Annotated in this window: 19 protein-coding genes, 1 tRNA gene and 1 pseudogene; 15 read left to right on the forward strand and 6 right to left on the reverse strand. The window is 72.3% G+C overall.

Features of this window, described 5'->3' with window-relative positions; translation table 11 throughout:
- Positions 1 to 20 precede the first annotated feature (20 nt).
- On the forward strand, positions 21 to 584 hold the full coding sequence (locus ACWD04_RS04580; protein WP_451128045.1) for a hypothetical protein: 564 nt from the start codon (positions 21 to 23) through the stop codon (positions 582 to 584).
- Positions 585 to 610: 26 nt separating this feature from the next.
- Here the strand turns inward: ACWD04_RS04580 and ACWD04_RS04585 are convergent, their stop codons facing one another.
- Positions 611 to 1,498, reverse strand: coding sequence for a spermidine synthase (locus ACWD04_RS04585; protein WP_451128047.1), 888 nt, complete (start codon positions 1,496 to 1,498; stop codon positions 611 to 613).
- Positions 1,499 to 1,586: 88 nt separating this feature from the next.
- Positions 1,587 to 1,949, reverse strand: coding sequence for a hypothetical protein (locus tag ACWD04_RS04590; RefSeq protein WP_451128390.1), 363 nt, complete (start codon positions 1,947 to 1,949; stop codon positions 1,587 to 1,589).
- A gap of 255 nt (positions 1,950 to 2,204) precedes the next feature.
- Between ACWD04_RS04590 and ACWD04_RS04595 the strand changes: the two genes are divergently transcribed.
- A complete protein-coding gene (locus ACWD04_RS04595; protein WP_451128049.1) occupies positions 2,205 to 3,560 on the forward strand; it encodes a tetratricopeptide repeat protein in 1,356 nt (451 codons plus the stop codon).
- A 185-nt stretch (positions 3,561 to 3,745) separates the two neighbouring features.
- Here ACWD04_RS04595 and ACWD04_RS04600 read toward each other — a convergent pair whose 3' ends face one another.
- On the reverse strand, positions 3,746 to 4,342 hold the full coding sequence (locus ACWD04_RS04600; protein ID WP_451128051.1) for a histidine phosphatase family protein: 597 nt from the start codon (positions 4,340 to 4,342) through the stop codon (positions 3,746 to 3,748).
- A gap of 312 nt (positions 4,343 to 4,654) precedes the next feature.
- On the opposite strand from ACWD04_RS04600, the gene ACWD04_RS04605 reads away from it, so the two are divergent.
- The 7 genes from ACWD04_RS04605 to ACWD04_RS04635 all read left to right on the forward strand — a co-directional run bounded on the left by ACWD04_RS04605 (position 4,655) and on the right by ACWD04_RS04635 (position 10,967).
- Positions 4,655 to 5,602, forward strand: coding sequence for a phosphatase PAP2 family protein (locus ACWD04_RS04605; protein ID WP_451128053.1), 948 nt, complete (start codon positions 4,655 to 4,657; stop codon positions 5,600 to 5,602).
- Positions 5,499 to 6,683 carry a hypothetical protein gene (locus ACWD04_RS04610; RefSeq protein ID WP_451128055.1) on the forward strand — a complete coding sequence of 395 codons (1,185 nt, stop codon included), beginning with the start codon at positions 5,499 to 5,501 and terminating at the stop codon, positions 6,681 to 6,683. The genes ACWD04_RS04605 and ACWD04_RS04610 overlap by 104 nt, the downstream gene beginning before the upstream one ends.
- Positions 6,674 to 8,302, forward strand: coding sequence for a hypothetical protein (locus ACWD04_RS04615; protein ID WP_451128057.1), 1,629 nt, complete (start codon positions 6,674 to 6,676; stop codon positions 8,300 to 8,302). The genes ACWD04_RS04610 and ACWD04_RS04615 overlap by 10 nt, the downstream gene beginning before the upstream one ends.
- Positions 8,299 to 9,633 carry an AAA domain-containing protein gene (locus ACWD04_RS04620; RefSeq protein WP_451128059.1) on the forward strand — a complete coding sequence of 445 codons (1,335 nt, stop codon included), beginning with the start codon at positions 8,299 to 8,301 and terminating at the stop codon, positions 9,631 to 9,633. Before ACWD04_RS04615 ends, ACWD04_RS04620 begins: the two co-directional genes overlap by 4 nt.
- Before the next feature lie 73 nt (positions 9,634 to 9,706).
- Positions 9,707 to 10,048 carry a hypothetical protein gene (locus tag ACWD04_RS04625; protein WP_451128061.1) on the forward strand — a complete coding sequence of 114 codons (342 nt, stop codon included), beginning with the start codon at positions 9,707 to 9,709 and terminating at the stop codon, positions 10,046 to 10,048.
- Between the two features lie 159 nt (positions 10,049 to 10,207).
- Complete coding sequence (locus tag ACWD04_RS04630; protein ID WP_451128063.1) at positions 10,208 to 10,903, forward strand: hypothetical protein; 696 nt, start codon at positions 10,208 to 10,210, stop codon at positions 10,901 to 10,903.
- Positions 10,894 to 10,967, forward strand: a tRNA-Lys gene (locus tag ACWD04_RS04635). Before ACWD04_RS04630 ends, ACWD04_RS04635 begins: the two co-directional genes overlap by 10 nt.
- A gap of 59 nt (positions 10,968 to 11,026) precedes the next feature.
- Here ACWD04_RS04635 and ACWD04_RS04640 read toward each other — a convergent pair.
- The gene (locus ACWD04_RS04640) at positions 11,027 to 12,268 is read right to left on the reverse strand and encodes a M6 family metalloprotease domain-containing protein (protein ID WP_451128065.1); all 1,242 of its coding nucleotides are present in this window, start codon (positions 12,266 to 12,268) and stop codon (positions 11,027 to 11,029) included.
- Positions 12,269 to 12,695: 427 nt separating this feature from the next.
- Between ACWD04_RS04640 and ACWD04_RS04645 the strand changes: the two are divergent.
- Positions 12,696 to 13,000 (forward strand): annotated as a pseudogene (locus ACWD04_RS04645) (EAL domain-containing protein); the annotation flags it as partial.
- A gap of 5 nt (positions 13,001 to 13,005) precedes the next feature.
- On the opposite strand, the gene ACWD04_RS04650 reads toward ACWD04_RS04645, so the two are convergent.
- Both ACWD04_RS04650 and ACWD04_RS04655 read right to left on the reverse strand, forming a co-directional pair.
- The gene (locus ACWD04_RS04650) at positions 13,006 to 14,106 is read right to left on the reverse strand and encodes an LLM class flavin-dependent oxidoreductase (protein WP_451128067.1); all 1,101 of its coding nucleotides are present in this window, start codon (positions 14,104 to 14,106) and stop codon (positions 13,006 to 13,008) included.
- Between the two features lie 90 nt (positions 14,107 to 14,196).
- On the reverse strand, positions 14,197 to 14,961 hold the full coding sequence (locus ACWD04_RS04655) for a maleate cis-trans isomerase family protein (protein ID WP_451128069.1): 765 nt from the start codon (positions 14,959 to 14,961) through the stop codon (positions 14,197 to 14,199).
- Between the two features lie 183 nt (positions 14,962 to 15,144).
- Here ACWD04_RS04655 and ACWD04_RS04660 point away from each other — a divergent pair, with 183 nt between their 5' ends.
- The 5 genes from ACWD04_RS04660 (at position 15,145) to ehuA (ending at position 19,436) form a co-directional block, all read left to right on the forward strand.
- The gene (locus tag ACWD04_RS04660) at positions 15,145 to 16,101 is read left to right on the forward strand and encodes a D-2-hydroxyacid dehydrogenase (protein ID WP_451128071.1); all 957 of its coding nucleotides are present in this window, start codon (positions 15,145 to 15,147) and stop codon (positions 16,099 to 16,101) included.
- 217 nt (positions 16,102 to 16,318) lie between these two features.
- On the forward strand, positions 16,319 to 17,221 hold the full coding sequence (gene ehuB, locus ACWD04_RS04665; RefSeq protein ID WP_451128073.1) for an ectoine/hydroxyectoine ABC transporter substrate-binding protein EhuB: 903 nt from the start codon (positions 16,319 to 16,321) through the stop codon (positions 17,219 to 17,221).
- A 19-nt stretch (positions 17,222 to 17,240) separates the two neighbouring features.
- Positions 17,241 to 17,975, forward strand: coding sequence for an ectoine/hydroxyectoine ABC transporter permease subunit EhuC (gene ehuC / locus ACWD04_RS04670; RefSeq protein WP_451128075.1), 735 nt, complete (start codon positions 17,241 to 17,243; stop codon positions 17,973 to 17,975).
- Positions 17,972 to 18,613 (forward strand): ectoine/hydroxyectoine ABC transporter permease subunit EhuD, encoded by a 642-nt coding sequence (gene ehuD, locus ACWD04_RS04675; RefSeq protein ID WP_451128077.1) that lies wholly within the window; start codon positions 17,972 to 17,974, stop codon positions 18,611 to 18,613. The genes ehuC and ehuD overlap by 4 nt, the downstream gene beginning before the upstream one ends.
- Positions 18,603 to 19,436: an ectoine/hydroxyectoine ABC transporter ATP-binding protein EhuA gene (gene ehuA / locus ACWD04_RS04680; RefSeq protein ID WP_451128079.1), complete on the forward strand. Its 834-nt coding sequence runs from the start codon at positions 18,603 to 18,605 to the stop codon at positions 19,434 to 19,436. The genes ehuD and ehuA overlap by 11 nt, the downstream gene beginning before the upstream one ends.
- The last annotated feature ends 24 nt before the right edge of the window (positions 19,437 to 19,460 follow it).

The raw sequence follows: 19,460 nt of genomic DNA on the forward strand, positions 1-19,460 counted from the left end.
GGTGGGGCAGGATGTGCCCGATGCAACGAGGACTCGTACACGCGATCGCGTGGTCGCTCGCCACGGGTGCGGCGGTCACCCTGTCCTGGTGGGGCGTGCACTCGGTCATGTCGGGTACGGCGTACGACCCTCCGCGCGCCGTTCCGATCTCGGTGGGCGCGCGCGGCGGGCAGGCGACGAACGAGCCGGTGTCGTCCTCGACGCACCGCGCACTGCCCTCGGCCTCACCGAGTGCCACTGCCTCCCGCGCCACGCCCACGCTGCCCTCCCGGCCGTCCCGGCGGCCGTCCTCCCGCCCTCCGGCCGTGAGCCCGGGGCCGGGCCCGGCGGAATCCTCGGCGCCACCGGCCGCCGACGCGGGCGAGGTGAGGAGTTACCCGACACGTGGAGGCAGGGTCGTCCTGGAGCTTGCGGACGACTCCGCGAAGCTGGTCTCGGCGACACCGGAGCCGGGCTGGTCGATGCAGGTGTGGACGAATCCGGGGTGGATCCGGGTGGACTTCAGCGACGGGGCGGGCGCGACGGTCTCCGTCTTCTGCACCTGGAACGGCCACCCGCCGATGGTGGAGACCGTGGATCAGTAGTCCGCTGTCCGTCGTGGGTGGGACCGTTACGAGAAGGCGCCGGGCGGCGGGGCCGGCGACGGTTTGGCGCCCGCGTCGGTGACGACGGCGGCGCCACCCGTGAAGTCGGCGAGCGCACGGCCGTGTTCGACGCGGCCGGGGTGCGGGTCGCTCGCCACCCGCCGGGACAGTTCGGCGACCGCGATCGGCAGGTCGGAGGCGACCAGGACCGCGTTGCCGAAACGGCGGCCGCGCCAGACGGTCGGATCGGCGGCCAGGGCCAGCTCGGGGAAGAGGGATGCGGCCGTGGCGATCTGGCCGCGCAGGTGCGCGAGCGGCGGGCCGTCGGCGAGGTTGGCGGCGTATTGGCCGCCGGGCTTCAGCACCCGGCGTACCTCGGCGAGGAATTCGGCGGAGGTGAGGTGCGCGGGAGTGCGGGCCCCGCCGAAGACGTCGGCGATGACGAGGTCCGCCCAGCCGTCCTGGAGCTTTTCGAGCCCGGCGCGGGCGTCCACCGAGCGCACCCGTATGCGGGCCTGCGGGTCCAGGGGAAGCTCCCGCCGTACCAGTTGGACCAGGGGCGCGTCGATCTCCACTATCTGCTGGGTGGAGCGGGGGCGGCCCGCGGCGATGTACCGGGCGAGAGTGAAGGCCCCGCCGCCCAGGTGGACGGCCTGGAGCGGCCGTCCGGGCGGCGCGGACAGATCGATGACATGGCCGAGTCTGCGCTGGTATTCGAACGCGAGGTACGCGGGGTCGTCCAGGTCCACATGGGACTGCGGGGCGCCGTCCAGCAGCAGCGTCCAGGCGCGCGGGCGTTCACGGTCGGGCACGAGCTCGGCCAGGCCGCCGTCCACCGTCGCGGAGACGGGCTCCTGCCGGCGCTCGGACCGCTTACGGTCGCTCTCGCCTCGGGCCGCTCCTCGACGTGCCACGCGCGCTCGTCCTCGCTCACCGGCTCGGGCCGGTTACCTGGGGAGGCCCGGCGACGGCGGGAGATCCGCCCACCTGGCCATTATGGCCTCAGCGGCAGTTGTCGGCCGCCTCGATGAGCCGGGCCGCCTGGTCGAGGGCCGCCCGCAGCACGGCCGGGTCGGTGACCGGAGCCTCCGCGGCGGGCGGCAGGAGCCAGCCGCCGCCGATGACGGGCGGTTCGGCGGGGATGCGCAGCCCCCGGCCGTCCGTCCGCGTACAGGCGCTGCCGGGCACGTCCCACGCGTCCGCCGTGCCGGGCGGCACGAGAAAACCGAGGACGGCACAGGCACCGTCGTGCAGGACCGGGCCGACGGGCTCGTTCTCCGCTCCCCTGCGCAGGATGTCAACGGCCTCCAGGCCCTGACGCGCCGGGACGGTAACCAGGTCGCACGGCGTGGTTTCCGGGCCCATGTGAGGCAAGGGAACCCCTCCTCTTCGTCTCGACGAGGCGGGGCCACGCCCCGTCTCCGCATGAACCAACGCGCCGACGGCGTCAAGGGCTACGGCGGCACGCCGCCGCAAAGGGTGGCAGTTCATGGCGGATCACGGGCGAGATGTCCGCTTTATAGGTAAACGCTGTGTGTGTGTCTCGTCACAGCCGGTACGTTCTTGCCTCGCCGGGACACCTGAAAGCAGGCGCCCGGCTGCGCCAGAGAGGGCCCCGCCATGGTGTCGACACGGGCAGTTCCCAACCTCGCCTTCCGGCGGCTGCGCGGACAGCGCTCCGCCGGAGAGTTCGCGGCCGCGGTCCGCAGGGCCGCCCGCGAGATCGGTGAACAGGTCGCGTGCGACGCCCGGTACATCGGGCGCGTGGAGTCCGGCGAGATCCGCTGCCCCAACTACGCATACGAACGGGTGTTCCTGCACATGTTCCCCGGGGCCGGCCTCGCGGACCTGGGCTTCTCGGCCCGCGAGAGCGTGCGCGGCCGGGGGGCCCGCACGACGGCCGTGCCCCAGCCCACCACACCCCCCATGCTCGACAGCGACATCCACGAGGAGAGCGACGTGCTGCGTCGCGTGTTCATGACCAGCGGTACCGCCACGGTGGCGGCCGCGTCCCTGGGCCTCGGCGGGCATCCCACCGCCGCGGGCCCCCTCTCCCTCCCAGGGCAGCGCCGGGTCGGCGAGGCCGAGGTGAGAGCCGTGGAGAGGGCGGTGCGCCAGATCCGGCTGCTGGACGACCGGCACGGCGCGGACGGCCTCTACCGGCGGGCCTCCCAGCCGCTCCGCGCCGCGTTCGCGCTGCTCGATTCCGGCACCACGACGCGGCGCGGCACGGCGGACCGGCTGTACGCGGGCGCCGGTGAACTGGCGATCTCCGTGGGCTGGCTGGCCCATGACTCCGGGCGCTTCGACGACGCACGCTCCCATTACGCGGAGGCGCTGGCGACGGCGCGGCTGGCCGGGGACGCCGCACTGGAGGCACACGCGTTCTGCAACACGTCGTTCCTGGCCCGCGACACGGGGCGGGCTCGTGAGGCGGTCCGTGCCGCGGAGGCCGGACAGCGGGCGGCCCGGCCGCTCGGCTCACCGCGGCTGCTGGCCCTGCTGGCGCTGCGGGAGGCGGGGGCCAGGGCGTGGCTCGGGGACCGTACGGGGTGCGAGCAGGCGATCGGGCGGGCGCAGACGGCGTTCGACCGGGGGCCGGGTGATGCGGACCCCGAGTGGATGACCTTCTTCCGGGAGGCGGAGCTGGAGCTGCTGGAGGCGCAGTGCTGGTCGGCACTGGGTGACTGGCCGCGGGCGGCGCGGCACGCCCAGCGGGCGACCCGGCTGCAGGATCCGCACTTCACCCGGAACCTCGCGCTGTACCGCGCACAGCTCGCGGGCGACCTGGCGCGGGCGGGCATGGCCGACGAGGCCGCGGCGGCGGTCCACCAGGTGCTGGACCTGCTGGACCGGGTCCAGTCCACCCGGATCCGCGGGATGCTGGCGAGCGCGGTACGGGTGCTCCGGCCGCGCGGCGGCCCGGAGGTGACGGCCCTCCTGGCCCGCTACGAGGAACTGCCCCCGGACGCCTGAGGCCGCCGCGACCGGCAGGGTGCTCCTCTTGTACGTCCCCACGGGGCAGTCCTCGCGCTCCCTGGTCGCTGTGCGGGTCGACGGCCGGCTCACCGCCGGGACGCACGTGCGCCGCCACGCGTCGAAGAGCGCGAGCGTGAAGCTCACCGTCAGAGAGCACCAGGCCTGGCTGAACGGCGTCGGCCCTAGAGGTCCAGGTGGCCCGTGTCGTTCCAGCGTTCCAGTGCCGGGAGGCCGTACGCCCAGCCCAGCACCGACAGTGACGTGGGCTCCAGGCGGATCCGCGCGGCGAACGACACGTCCTCGCCCAGCCACCGCGCCCCCAGTGCCCGCAGGATGTGTCCGTGGGCGAAGACCAGCACATCGCGGTCGGCCGAGCGCGCCCACTCGACGACCTCGTCCGCCCGGGCCGTGAGCTCGGCGAGGGTCTCGCCCCCGGGGACCCCGTCCCGCCAGATGAGCCAGTCCGGCCGTTCCGCCTTGATCTGTGCCGGGGTCAGGCCCTCGTAATCCCCGTAGTCCCACTCCATCAGCGCGTCCCACGGCTGTGCCCGTTCACCGAACCCGGCGATCGCGCAGGTCTCGGCGGCGCGGACGAGCGGGCTGGTCCGCACCTCGACGCCGGGCAGGCCGTCCCAGGGCTCCCGGTGCAGGCGCTCGCCGAGGAGTTTGGCGCCCTCGCGGCCGGTGTCGAGGAGGGGAATGTCGGTCCTGCCGGTGTGATTGCCCTGGACGGACCACTGCGTCCGGCCGTGCCGGGCGAGCAGGATTCGCGGTGCCATGACGGCTCTCCCTGAAAATACGGAGATCCGAAGATCCGGGGACCCTAGGATCTGGTGGGTCCGGGACAGCGGTGTCCGGGACGGCTACGGGGCGGCGGACGCGGGCGACCGGCTGGGAGACCGGTGCGGGCGGAGGCCACACCCCATCATCTCCCACGTGTCTCACGGGCAACCCGCGGGGCGGTGTCCGCGTCCCTCAGAGCGCATGACCAGGGACGTCCGCAGGGGGAGGCCCCAGGGAAAACAGGGCATACGACCACCGTACGGTTGAACGCCCGCCGTCGACCGCGTGAACATGGGGAGAGCTACCGGATGCCGCACGCCACCGCCGCGCCACCGTCTTCCGGTCACCGGCCCCGCTGGTGGACGGAGCTTCCGCTGATCGCGGTGGTGTACGGACTGTATTCCGTGGGCCGGCTGCTGGTGCACGAGAACGTCCCGGCGGCCGTGGAGAACGGTCTCGCGATCCTCCGCCTCGAGAAGGCGCTCCATCTCAACGCCGAGCACCCGCTCAACCGGCTGCTGACGGCCCACCCCGCGCTCGGCATACCCGCCGACTTCGCGTACGCCTCCCTGCACTACGTGGTCACCCCGGCCGTCCTGGTCTGGATATTCCGGCGCCGTAGCGCCGCCTACCGGGCTGCCCGTACCTGGCTCATGACCTCCACCCTCCTCGGGCTGGCCGGCTTCACGCTGATGCCGACCTGCCCGCCCCGGCTGCTCGACGCCCACCACGGTTTCGTCGACACGATGGCGCAGTACAGCGCCTACGGCTGGTGGGGCGCCGGCGCGAGCGCCCCGCGCGGGCTCAGCGGAATGACCAATCAGTACGCGGCGATGCCGAGCCTGCACGTCGGCTGGGCGGTGTGGTGCGGTGTGCTGCTGTGGCGCCACGGCCGCCACCCGCTCGTCAGGGCAGCGGGCGTCGCGTATCCGCTGATCACCGTGTTCGTCGTCATGGGCACGGCGAACCACTATTTCCTCGACGCCGTGGCCGGGGCCGCCGTGATGGCCATGGGCGCCCTGCTGACCAGGCCGTTCATGCGGCTCTCGGACCGCGTCAAGGACCGGGCCAGGGCAGTGTTCGCGCGGGGGCGCGCATCCCTCACCCTCACGGAATCCACGATTGTCAGTGCCGGATGCAAGACTTCCGCGGGTGAGCGAATACCCGGCCAGCGGACCGCCTCCGCAGATTCCAGCGACGCGAGCGCCCGCCCCGCGGCCGAAGCCGACAACGACGCTCCGGCAGCGGCTCGCTGAGCTGCGCGGCCCCTCCGTCGCGCCGCATCCGCTCGACGCACGCGCACTGGCCGCGCTCGCCGCCAACCCGGGGTGCAAGCGGCGCGCCCTGCTCGACGGCGCGGGCGTCGACAAGGCCGTGCTGGCTACGGCGCTCGGCTCCCCCGCCGCGTTCGGCCAGTCCCAGTTCGCGTTCGTGCGGGGCAACGCCTTCGAGGCGAAGGTCAAGGCCGACGGCGGTACCGAGCTGCTGCGCCTCCTCGTAGAGCGGCTCGGCGACGGCGCCGAAGCACCGGCCGTGGCCACGGTGCCCGATCTGACGGCTGCCGGCCCCGAGGGCCGCGCCGCGCGTACGGCGCTGGCCCTGCGCGAGGCCACGGCGGCGGGCGGCTGGACGCTGCTCGACCATCCGATGCTGGCCCTGGAGGTCGCGGGCTCACCCGCCTACCTGGAGCCGGACGCCGTGGTGGTGCACCCCGACGGCACCTGGACGGTCGTCGAGATCAAGTCCTTCCCCATGATCGACAGTTCGGCGGATGCCGCGAAGGTCGGCGCCGCGGCCCGCCAGTCCGCCGTCTACGTCCTGGCGCTGGAGCGGGTCGCCGCGAAGACACAGGGCGCCGAGGCCGGGCACCGGGTCCTGCTGGTCTGTCCCAGAGACTTCTCCAACCTGCCGACCGCCTCCGTCGTGGACGTACGCAAGCAGCGCGCCGTCACCGACCGCCAGCTGACCAGGCTGACCCGGGTCGAGGACATCGCGGCCGCCCTGCCCGAGGGCACCACCTTCGACCCCGGCTGCTCCCCCGAGATGCTCGGCGCCGCGGTCGAGGCGGTCCCGGCGGCGTACGCCCCCGAGTGCCTGGCCGCGTGCGAGCTGGCCTTCCACTGCCGGGCGAAGGCCCGCGCCGAGGGCGCGGTGGAATCGCTGGGCCGGAGTGTGCGGGGCGAGCTCGGCGGCCTGACGACGGTCGCCGGAGTGCTGGCCGCGGCAGCCGGCAAGGAGGGCGACCCGTCCGACCCGACGGTGGCGGCTCTGCGCCGGGCAGCCTCCCTGCGGGCCGAAGCCCTGGCCGGCCTGAAGGGCGGCGTGCCATGTCACTGATCAGCACCCTCGCCCGGCTGGAAGCAGTCGACACTGGACGGGCCCAGCCGCTGGCCACCGTGCGCCACCGGCATCTGACCGGCCGGCCGCTCGTGCTGGTGCCGCTGACGACCGCCGGTGAGGCCGGCGCCCCGCTGGGCGCGCTCGTGGGCACGGACCGTGCGGCGCCCCGGTTGCTGGCGGTGGCACAGCCGCGCGACCGTGATCTGCGGTTCGCGTTCCTCGCCGAGCTGGCCGAGGCAGTGCTGCCGCACATCGAGTCGTACGCCGATGTCGTCGAGCCCGCCGAGCGCAACGAGACCGATCCCGGGACCGGCAAGAAGGTCAAGGTCGAGGTCGAGTTGTGCGCGGACGCGGCGCAGCTGATCGTGCCCAGCAGGGCCGGCATCGAGTTCCTCCGGCTGCTCGGGCGGTCCATGCGGTTCCGGCGTACCGCCGAGGAAGATCCGGACACCCCGTACCCGGCTCCCGCCCGCGTGCCGCTGCTCGGCCGTTGGCTGACGCACTACGGGGAGCGGGCCAGGGTGCCGGGTTCCTCGCTGCTCCTCGCCGCGACGGATCTGCTGAACCGCCACTGGGCGACCGGGCAGAGCAGCCTGGAGGACCAGCATCTCGGCGCGCTGCTCGCCTGGGTCGACCCACCGGACGGCGAGTCCGGTGCCGAGGCGGCTCTCCGGGCGGAGCTGGAGCGGAACCGTGCCGGTCAGCTGGTCTGCCCGCCGGCCGGACCGGCGACCGATCCTGCGTTCGACAACAGGCTGCTGGCCCCCGCGATCGAGCGGTACGACCGGGCGCGCACGGCGCTGGCCGCCGCGGAGGACGGCCTCGACGCCGATACCCGGCTCGGCGAGCTGAGCGGCGCCGAGCGGGACATCAGGTCGCTGCTCGCGGGGGTGCTGCTGCCCACCTGGGACGCGGTGTGGCGGGGACTCGACCTGCTGGCGGAGCTGCCGGAGGGGGAGCGGGCCGAGGACCGCTGGACCAGGGACCGCTGGTCGTTCACCGCGCACCGGGACCGGGTGCGGGCGGGCGAGCCCCCGCAGCCACGCCGGGACGACGCGGTGACGGCGGCGCACAAGTTGGCCTCGCGGGAGACGGCCCAGGCGCAGCTGGACGCCCAGGAGGCGCTCGACGATCCGCTGGTGCTCGCGGGGCGCAGGCTGGCGGGCGAGGCGTTCATCGGGGAGGTGACGGAGGTCGTGATGGCGTACAGCGAGTCGAAGCGGCCCTCGCCACGCCCTCTGGTCACGGTGCGGACGGACGAGCGCCCGCATCTCGGTGAGCGCACCAAGGTGTACCGCTCGCTGGACGGCGACCCCGTCAGAGCGCAGACGGCGGAGTTCGTGGCGTACGCGGCCGGGGACGCGGGAGGCGCCGGTTCGGTCGGCCTCGTGCTGCGGATCATGGACCGGATGGGCCGGGGCAAGGAGCCCGCGCCGGGCTCGGTGCCCGAGCCCGGCGACCGGATCGCCTGGACCCTGTTCGAGCACGACCAGCGGGGCGGGCCGAAGCTTCCTGATCCCGAGGACACCCCGTGGACCCATGGCGGCCCGCCGGGCGCCACCGGTGGCGGACATGCCGAGCAGCCCGATCCCGTGACCGCGGAGGACCTCCTGTGACAGCCGTTCCCGACCCGGGTGCCGCGGCGGCGCGGGCGACCGAAGCGATCCTCGGCGACACCCTGCGCGGTACGGCGCGCGGCATCGTGGTGGACTCGCCGCCGGGCGCCGGGAAGTCGACGCTGGTGGTGCGTGCCGCGCTGGAGCTGGCCGCGGCGGGCCGCCCGCTGATGGTGGTCGCGCAGACCAACGCCCAGGTGGACGACCTGGTGGTGCGGCTGGCCGAGAAGGCTCCCGGGCTGCCGGTGGGCCGGCTGCACAGCAGCGACTCCGATCCGTACGACAAGGTCCTGGACGGCCTGGACAACGTACGGAAGTCGGCGAAGGCCGCGGATCTGGCGGGACTGGACGTCGTCATCTCCACGGCCGCCAAGTGGGCGCACGTGAAGAACGTCGAGCCGTGGGGGCACGCGATCGTCGACGAGGCGTACCAGATGCGCTCGGACGCCCTGCTGGCCGTGGCCGGGCTGTTCGAGCGGGCGTTGTTCGTCGGGGACCCCGGCCAGCTGGACCCGTTCTCGATCGTGGGTGCCGACCAGTGGGCGGGCCTCTCGTACGACCCGTCGGCGAGCGCCGTCTCGACCCTGCTCGCGCACAATCCCGAGCTGCCGCAGCACCGGCTTCCGGTGTCATGGCGGCTGCCCGCGTCGGCGGCGCCGCTGGTCTCGCACGCGTTCTACCCGTACACGCCGTTCCGCAGCGGTACGGACCACGGGGACCGGCGGCTGTCGTTCGGCGTGTCCTCGGACGGGTCGGGCCCGGACCGGGTGCTGGACGAGGCGGCGGAGTCCGGTTGGGGGCTGCTGGAGCTCCCGGCCCGGCACACCCCGCGCACGGACCCCGAGGCTGTCCGGGCGGTCGCCCTGGTGGTCCGCAGACTGCTGGACAGGGGCGGCGCCGCGACGAGCGAGCGCGGCCCCGACCCGGTTCCGGTGACGGCGGAGCGGGTCGCGGTCGGCACGGCCCACCGCGATCAGGCCGCCGCGGTGCGGGCGGCGCTCGCGGAGCTGGGTGTGACGGGTGTGGCGGTGGACACGGCGAACCGGCTCCAGGGCCGCGAGTTCGATGTGACCGTGGTCCTGCACCCGCTGTCGGGCCGGCCGGACGCCACTGCGTTCCATCTGGAGACGGGCCGCCTGTGCGTGCTGGCCTCGCGGCACCGGCACGCGTGCGTCGTGGTGTGCCGTGCCGGGGTGGCGGACCTGCTGGACGAGCACCCGTCGACGGAGCCGGTCCAGCTGGGCGTGATGGTGAAGTTCCCCGACGGCTGGGAGGCGAATCACGCGGTCCTGGCCCACCTCGCGGAGCATCGCGTGCATTGGGCGCCCTGATCCTGGGCAGCGCTCTTGCGCCGGGCTGGACAATGGAAGGTGGCCGCCCGGCCGTACGAGGAAGGAACACCACATGGCACAACCCGAGCGGAACGAGCGGCAGAGGCTGCGTCCGGCGCCGCTGCTCTTCGAGCCGTCGGAGGCGGCAGCGGATCCGGAGCACTTCTTCGACCTGGAGTCGATGGAGGACCCGAAGGAGCTGCTGGCCCGCGCGACGGAGCTGACGCTCGCCTTCAGGGCGGCGACCGACCGGGCCGTGGAGTTCCAGGCCGTGGCCGCCGCCCAGCTCGCCGATCCGCGGCGGTTCGACCGGCTCACGCCCGCGGACATAGCCGAGCGCGCGGAGTGGACCGAGGACTACACCAAGAAGATGATCGAGTTCGGCCGGTCCCTGCTGGACACCCCGGCGCCCTGACCTCCAGCACGGGAAGGGCCCTGACACCGCACGAACGTACGCCACCGCGGGTACACCTGTGGCATATGCCGCCGGGCAAGATACCGCGCTGTCCTGATCCCTGTCCGGCTTTCGGAAACTCTGAGGAACAGGAGTGTCACGGCCGGTAGACATGACGCCATGAGCGCATGGCTGAATGACGGAACGACCCTGCGGACCGCTGGCGCCCCGCACCACGGTGTCGACATCTTCGCCCTGCTGCGGGACCGCATCGACCACCGGACCGACGACAGGGCCGCACAGGTCACGACGTCCGGAGCGGCGTGGCTGGCGGGTGCTTCGCCCTACCCCCGCGGCACGCTCTCGCAGTGGGAGGCCCACCCCACCGCCCCCGGCGTCCTGCCGTGCGGCTCCGCGTTCGACATCGTGAACGTGCCGGCGCTGTTCGGCCGGCGGATGCTGGAGCAGCTCTGGGCGGAGGGACCGGGTTCGGGCCCCGTCGCCACGCACCGGGGCCGGATGCTTCTGTTCGCCTCCCCGGGCACGGCCCAGCGTCTGCCGTCCCTGCTGGCGTGGGAGGAGTGGGGCACGGGGGGCACCGACGGCTCGCGACACCAGGGCGCCCTGCCGCCGGTGCTCTGTCACGGTACGGGGGACGCCGTCACCGTCCCGCCCCTGACCGGCGGTGCGGGTGCCGGGGGGCCCCGCTGGGTGGTCGCCCCGGACACCCGCACCCCCTGGCTTCCTGGCCCGGACGTGCTGCTGTGGGCCTGCGTGCGAGTGGGCAGGTCGGCGGCCCCGTCGACCACCGGGAATTCGATTTTTCCTCCCGCCGATCCGGGTGCTAATGTCTACGACGTCAGCAGGCGCCGTTAGCTCAGTTGGTTAGAGCAGCTGACTCTTAATCAGCGGGTCCGGGGTTCGAGTCCCTGACGGCGCACAGACGGAAGAAGCCCCCTCGCGGAAGCGAGGGGGCTTCTTCGTGTGCGTGCGCTCCGCTCAGACCCCGGTGGTGACCCGGACGGTCCAGGCCCCCGACCGGGTCCGGTCGGCGACGTCGATACGGATGCGTTCCCCCGGCACGGTGAAACGCTCGCCCTCCCGGAGCGGGGCGTCCGCGAGCGGCGGGTAGACCGACCGGTCCCAGCAGGCGTCGGAGTCGGGGTGGGTGTCCAGCACCTCCACCGGGCCGCCACCGGAGGGCGTCGCGTTGCGGATGCGGTAGACGAGCACCCCCTCGGCGCAGGTCGTCCGGTCGTTGCCCGTGGCGCTGCGGGCCTCGATGGCCAGCGCGCTGTCCGCGCCGGTCCTGACGACGGCGAGCCGGGTCCCGAGGGACACGCCCGGCACGGGCACCTCGGCCATGGGTGCCAGGGTGAGGTCGGCGGCGCCCTGCACACAGACGACCTCTCTGCCCTCCAGCCAGCCGAGCTTCCACTTGTGCCAGCCGAACAGGTCCGGGGACAGTCCGAACTGACTGCCCATCACGTCCCAGTCGCCGACGTGGGTGTCCCAGTCCCCCTTTCCGTCCTCCGGCCGGTGGTAGAGGTCCGCCAGGTCGAAGACGTGTCCGGTCTCGTGCGCGAGGACGTTACGGTCCGGCGGGTGCTCCTCGAAGACGGTGACCAGGCGTCGGATGTCCGCGCCGTCGGCGCGCACCGGCCGGTCGAAGTTGACGACCTTGGTGGCGTCGGAGTCGACACCGGGGGCGTGCGGGTCGGCGACGAGGTAGACGATGTCGTACGCGGAGAAGTCGGTCCGTTCGTCGGCGGCCTCGATCGCGTCACGCAGGTAGTCGCTGCGGCGCTCGGAGCTCCAGTCACGCTGTATGCCGTACGAGGCGGAGGGGTGCGGCATGGGGGTCCACTGCCGCTGGGGGTGGGCTCGCAGGGTGAACTTCCCGTACGAGGCGCGCCGGAAGAAGCGGGTGGTGGAGGGGAAGTAGTCGGCGGCCAGCACCTCCGGGGACACGACGGGTTCGGAGTCGGGGAACGAGAGGAAGACCATGACCGCGTCGAGCAGGCGCTCGGGGCGCGGGTAGGCGCTGTTCCAGGTGTCGAGGCCGAGGGAATGGTGCGCCGCAGTCCGGGGCAGGGCGCACGGTCCGGCGTCCCCCGAGGCCGCGACGGCGGGCCCGGCGACGAGTCCGGTGGCGGCGAGCGCCAGGAGGGACGTGAGAGCGGCCGCCGCACTGCGCAGACTCGGCTTCTCCAGTCCCCCGGGTCCGTGCTGACGCGGCACTTCTACCTCCGGGTGGCGAATGCGGGACTCCCCCTCACCCTGTGCCGTTCTGGAGGCGTACGCCCTGTTGTGCTGCCCCACACGGGTCAGCGAAGGCCGGAGTGGCCGTCCGGGGGACGATGAACACACGCACGGACAGTCATAATCGCTCACTCCGAAATGCGAATCAACTATATCGACGCAAAAGTGATCAGCTGCGGCTAATGCGCATAAAAACGCCTCCACCGGGACACGCACGAGGCAAGACACGGGACGGACGTCGGCCATGCGCGTGCCACGTGTCCGAAACGGGGGAGGCCGGAACGGCCGCCGTGCCGCCCTCTGTGCTTCACCTCGTTCTCCTGCGTGGTTCCCGTCTCCGGCGCGGCATGCCGCTCCACACCCCTGCCCGGCCACACCTGTTCATGACGATCTGCACAGCGGGAGCTTCGGTACCGGCTACTCCGGCCTCGCCTGTCCGAGCCGGCTGCCCGTGTCCGTGCCGAAGCTGGACGGCTCCTTCGTACGCGGTCTCCCCTACGAGGGCGGAGCGCACCCCGGCCCGGCCGACGAGACGATCGTCGAAGCCATGGTGCAACCGGCGCACCGCCTGGGCCTGACGGTCGCCGCGGAGTGCGTGGAGACCGCGGGCCAGGCGGTGCGGCTGCGACACCGGGCAGGGGTGTCTGTATTCACGCGGTCGCCCCGGAGCGGATCGCCGAACTGATCGGCACCAGGCCGCCGGGGGGCTGACCGGGTCAGCTCGCCCGGGGCAGCCCGTACGCGTCCGCGATGAGCTCGTACGAGCGCAGCCGGGCCTCGCCGCCGTGCGCGTTGGCCGTGATCATCAGCTCGTCCGCGCCGGTGCGCTTGGCCAGGTCGTCCAGGCCGCTGCGGACCTCGTCCGCAGTGCCGTGGACGATGTCCTTCAGCCAGCCGTCGACGAATTCGCGCTCCATGGGGCTGAAGTCGTAGGCCTCCGCCTCCTCGGGGCTCGGCACGAGGCCCGGGCGCCCGGTGCGCAGCCGGACCATGGACAGTGCGCCGGTGAGCACCTGGCGCCGGGCCTCGCGCTCGTCGTCGGCGGCCAGCGCCGCAACGCCGATGAGGGCGTAGGGGGCGTCGAGCACCGCGGAGGGCTGGAAGGACTCCCGGTACAGGTCCAGGGCCGGCACGGTGTTGCGGGCCGAGAAGTGGTGGGCGAAGGCGAAGGGCAGGCCGAGCACACCTGCGAGCCGGGCGCTGAAGCCGGAGGAGCCCAGCAGCCAGACGGGCGGACGGGCGGCGGACTGGACGCCGCCGGGCGACGTGGCCTGCACGGGTCCGGGAACGGCGTGGATACGGGCGTAAGGGTGCCCGTCGGGGAAATCGTCGTCCAGGAAGCGGGTCAGCTCGGACAGCTGCTGCGGAAAGTCGTCGGCACCCTCGTTCAGCCGGTCCGTACGGCGCAGGGCTGCCGCGGTGGCGCCGTCCGTGCCGGGCGCCCGGCCGAGGCCGAGGTCGACGCGGCCGGGGGCCATCGCCTCCAGCGTGCCGAACTGCTCGGCGATCACCAGGGGCGCGTGGTTGGGCAGCATCACGCCGCCGGAGCCGAGCCGGATGCGCTCGGTGTGGGCGGCCAGGTTCGCGAGGATCACGGCGGGGGACGAGGAGGCCACGCCGGGCATGGAGTGGTGTTCGGCGACCCAGAAGCGGTGGAAACCCCGGCTCTCGGCCAGTTTGGCGATGTCCACGCTGGTGCGCAGGGCCTGGGTCGCTGTGCGACCCTGGCCCACGGTCACCAGGTCGAGCACGGAAAGGGGCACGGAGGCCGTCCCGCCCGCTGTGCCGCGAATCTGGTCGCCTCGGTTCTCGTCCACGTGTTCGGCCTCTCCGGTGGTGCGTCTGGGTACTGGAGAGTTCGAACAGGAGGACGGCTCCGCTTATTCCCGCGCGGCTGCTCCCTGGCCCTACTCGCGCACCTCGATACCCCGGGGCTCACTGGCGCCCAGCGGGGGCTCGCGAGTGGCGAACAGCGTGCCGAGGGCGGGGGCCCAGATGCGGCGGTCGGCGAGCCGGAGGCCTTCCCAGACCGCCACCTGGTTGGCCGTGAGGACCGGCTTTCCGAGGAGTTCCTCCAGCTCGGGGACGTGCGCGGTGGTGTGCAGGGCGTTGTCGGGCACCAGCACCACCTCGGCGTCGGGGTGGTCCCCGGCCACGGCCAGCTCCTTCAGGCGCTCCACGTCCGCGGCGGCCGCCTCGGACGCCGCGATGATGCCGCTGCCCCGGGTGGCGGCCACCTCGACGCCGCCGGACTCCAGGAAGCCGGCGAAGAGCGCGGCGATGTCCTCGGAGTAGGTCGCGGCGACCGCGACCCGGGAGGCACCCAGCTCGCGTACCGCGTGGACGAAGGCGATGGAGGTGCTGGACGCGGGGAGCCCGGCGGCCCTGGCCAGCTCCGCGGCCTGCGTGTGCGCCCCGCCCCAGCCGTAGGCGAAGCTGCCGCCCGAGCAGGCCCAGACCAGGGCTTCGGCGCCGGCCATCCGCAGTTCCTCGACACCGGCGTTCAGGCGGTCCGGCGCGCCTGCGGCGCGGAGGTTCTCGATCCTGCGGGCTTCCTCGTCGATATCGGTGTGGAAGAGCGGCACTCTGATGTCGCTGTCGAGCATGACCTCGGTGCGCGGGAAGTCGTCCTCCGCGGCGTGGCCCGGGTAGAGAAGTCCTACGGTCGTCATGTCCGTCCTTCCGTACGGCGGGATGTCCTGCCGGCACTCCTGTCACCGCTGCCCCTGCCTGGGACAAGTATTCCCCTTATGGCCCCATATCGTCGCCCGCAGCAGGTGTGACCAGCGGTTTGTCCCGCGTGGTGGAGGCCCTGTTGACGGGGGTGCGCACCGGTGCGAGCGTAGTCATTCCTGATGGACACTCCCCTGATCCTCGTCCTGGACACCGACCCGTCACCGCGCCTGGGCCGGCTGACCGGCCGGGCCGTCGTCAGGTACGCCGACGAGCGGACGCTGGCCGGTCAGTTGCCCGACGCGGATGTGCTGCTCGTCTGGGACTTCACCTCCGACGCCGTCCGCGCGGCCTGGCCGGGCGTCGGGCCGCGCCCCCGTTGGGTGCACACGGCGAGCGCCGGCGTGGACCGGCTCCTCTGCCCGGAGCTCGCCGCGTCCCCCACGGTCGTCACCAACGCCCGGGGCGTCTTCGAGCTGCCGATCGCCGAGTACGTCGCAGGGCTCGTGCTCGCCTTCGCGAAGGACCTCCCCCGCACGCTGGACCTCCAGCGGCAGCGCCGGTGGCGCCACCGGGAGACCCGGGGACTCGCCGGAAGCCGCGCCGTGGTCGTCGGGGCGGGCCCCGTCGGCCGGGAGATCATGCGGCTGCTGCACGGCCTCGGCGTCCAGGTGGCGCTCGTCGGGCGTACGGCGCGGCGCACGATCCACGGCATCGAGGACCTGGGCCGGCTGGCGGCCGGTGCGGACTGGGTGATCGCCGCGGCCCCGCTGACGGACGGGACACGCGGGATGTTCGACGCCCGCTTCTTCGGACTGCTCCAGCCCTCCGCCCACTTCATCAACGTGGGGCGCGGTCCACTGACCGTCGAGGAGGACCTGGTCGACGCGCTGCGCAGGCAATGGGTCGCGGGCGCGGCGCTCGATGTGTTCCAGGATGAGCCCCTGGGTCCGTCCAGCCCCCTGTGGGACGTGCCCGGCCTGCTGGTCTCCCCGCACATGAGCGGGGACACGGCCGGCTGGCGGGACCGGCTCGGCGAGCAGTTCGTCTCGATGTACGAGCAGTGGGCAGCCGGACAGCCGCTGCCCAACGTGGTGGACATGCAGCGTGGTTACGTACCTTCTCCTGACATCCCTTGATGTCCGGCATGACGGGCACCCATGAGGGCACACGGCGCGGGGAGAACGCCCCGCGCACCTGCCGTCGCCCTCTGCCCACGACGGGACACGGGAAGGTCACCCTCCGGCCACCGTTCGATTACATGGCAGCGCTTGCTGCATAGGAGCCCGGGATCGGGCAGGTGCTCACCCTGTCCGGACTGTTCGACACCCCGATTTCTCCAGGAGATTGCGAACCATGGCTGACTTCCCTCACCTGTCCCGTCGGGGCTTCCTCAATCGAACGGCAGCCGTGGGAGGTCTGCTCGTCGTCCCCGGACTGCTCTCCGCGTGCAGCAAGACCGACGCCGGCGCCGCGGACGGTGAGGGCGCTCTCGACGAGCTCCGCAAGCAGGGCTTCGTCCGGGTCGCGTACGCCAACGAGGCGCCGTACGGCTACATGGAGGGCAAGGAGCTCAAGGGCGAAGCCCCCACCCTGCACCGGGAGATATTCAAGGCGCTCGGCGTCGACGAGCTGAGGCCCACCCTCTCCGAGTGGGACGGCCTCGTCCCCGGCCTGCAGGCCGGCAAGTACGACGTGGTCAGCGCGGGTATGGCCATCACCCCGGAGCGCTGCGCCAACGCCCTCTTCTCGGAGCCGGAGTTCATCTCCCCCACCGCCCTGATGGTGAAGAAGGGCAACCCGAAGAAGCTCACGGACCTCGCGTCCGCGAAGGCGGCCGGGGTCACCATCGGTGTGATGTCCGGTGCGGTCGAGGGCTCGTACGCCGAAGGGGCGGGCATCGCCGAGGCGAAGATCAAGACCTTGCAGAAGCCGCAGGACGGCGCGGACGCCGTGAAGGGCGGCCGGATCGACGCGTTCCTGCTCACCGGCATCTCCCTGCGCTGGCTCGCCAAGACCAACCCGGACACCGAGGTCACCGAGGCCTTCGTCCCCGAACTGGACGGCGTGAAGCAGTTCTCCCCGGGCGGCGCGGTGTTCCGCCAGGGCAACGAGGACCTGCGGGACTCCTTCAACCGCGAGCTCAAGAAGATCGTCTCGGACAAGTCGCGCTATGTGAGCCTGCTCCAGGAGTACGGCTTCGGCGCCACGGAGCTCCCGCCGGCCACGCTGAAGACCGCCGACCTGTGCAAGGGCTGATGAGGGCGGAGCACACTGCATGAGTGACTTCTTCTCCACACTCCTCGATGAGTTTCCCCAGGTCAGATCCGGTTTGTGGGTGACGGTCCAGGCCACCGTCCTGGGCTCCCTGCTCGCCCTGCTCCTGTCGTTCACCCTCGGCCTGGCGGCGGGCAGCAGACTGCTCCTGGTCCGCGGGGCCTCCCGGACCGTCGTGGAGTTCTTCCGCGGCACCTCGCTCTACATCCAGCTGTTCTGGCTGTACTACGCGATGCCGCAGCTGACGGGCTACGAGCTGACGCCGATTCTCTGCGGCGTCGTCGCCTTCGGCCTGAACTACGGGGCGTACGGCTCCGAGGTCGTGCGGGGCGCGATCAACTCCGTGCCGCGCGCCCAGTACGAGGCGGCGGTGGCGCTGAACATGACGCCCTTCCACCGGATGCGGAAGGTGATCCTTCCGCAGGCCTGGGTCCAGATGATCCCGTCCTTCACCAACCTGCTGATACAGCTGCTGAAGTGCACACCGCTGCTGTGGCTGCTCTCCGCGGCCGACCTGATGACCGTGATCCAGACGATCCGCGACCGCACGGGTGAGAGCCTCACCGCCTATCTGACGTTGCTGGCCGTCTACTTCGTCCTCGCCTACGCGCTGACCCTGCTGATGAACCTGCTGGAGCGGACCGCCAAGCGGCGGCTCGGCCTGCACACCGGCACGGGCAGCCTGCTGAAGACGCGCAGCGCGGAGCCCGCCCCGACGGCCGGAGGTGCCCGGTGAACACGTTCGACTGGGATGCCGTCGGGGAAGCTCTTCCCCTGCTGCTCGAAGGATTCCGGGTCACGCTGCTCGCGACCGTGCTCGGCACGCTCGTGGCCGCGCTGCTCGGCCTCGCGATCGCCGTGGCCGGGCGGGCACCGTCCCGCCTCGTGACGGTGCCGGTGAAGGCGGTCATGGAGTTCATCCGCTCCACCCCGCTGCTGGTCCAGCTGGTCGGCGCGGCGGCCGTCTTCACCTCGGTGGAGCCGCTGACCATCGGCATCGTGGTGCTCGGCATCCACTACGCCACGTACACCTCCGAGGTGTACCGGGCCGGGATCGACGGCGTGCCCAAGGGCCAGTGGGAGGCCTGCCGGGCCCTCTCGATGTCTCCCCGGCGGACCTGGCAGGCGGTGATCCTGCCGCAGGCGGTGCGCAACGTGCTGCCCGCCCTCGGGAACTACGCCGTCTCGATGTTCAAGGAGACCCCGTTCCTCGCCGTGATCACCGTGCAGGAAATGGTCTTCGAGGCCCGGAAGTACGGAGCCGACCACTTCGCGTACACCGAAGCGTTCACGCTCGCGGGCCTGGTCTTCCTGGTCGCGAGCTACCCCACGTCGCTGCTGATGAGAAAGCTGGAGAAGCGCCTTGGCCACTGACTCTGCCCCCCTGAAGGAGCCCGCGGACGCGGTACCCACCACCAGGACGGCCGGTGTGGAGCCGCTGGTCCGCTTCGACAAGGTCGTCAAGCGGTACGGCGACCATGTGGTTCTGGACGAGCTCGACTTCACCGTGCGGCGCGGCGAGCACGTCACCCTGATCGGACCGAGCGGCTCGGGGAAGACCACCATCCTGCGGCTGCTCATGACGCTGGAGAAGGTCAGCGACGGCGTGATCTGGGTGGACGGCTCACCGCTCTCGCACGTGCGCAGGCCGGACGGCTCACTGAAGCCCGCGGGCGAGAAGGAGCTGCGCAGGTCCCGGAAGAAGATCGGGATGGTCTTCCAGCAGTTCAACCTCTTCCCGAACATGAAGGTCCTCCAGAACATCACCGAGGCACCGGTCAACGTCCTGGGCACGGACCGGGACGAGGCGGAGGCACGGGCGCGGGAGCTGCTCGACCTGGTCGGACTCTCCGGCAAGGTCGACGCCCATCCCTCCCAGCTCTCCGGCGGTCAGCAGCAGCGCGTCGCCATCGCCCGCGCGCTGGCGATGCAGCCGGAGATCCTGCTGCTCGACGAGGTGACGTCGGCGCTGGACCCGGAGCTCGTGGCGGGTGTGCTGGAGCTCCTCAGCGACATCGCGCGGAACACCGACATCACGATGCTCTGTGTGACCCACGAGATGAACTTCGCCCGGGACGTATCGAAGAAGGTCCTGATGTTCGACGCGGGGCGGGTCGTGGAGTCCGGTCCGCCGGAAAGAATATTCACCGACCCCGAACACGAACGTACGCGCGAGTTCCTCCACGCGGTGCTGTGACCTCGCCTTCGGCACGACGCTGGT

Source organism: Streptomyces sp. NPDC002911 (assembly GCF_053591835.1).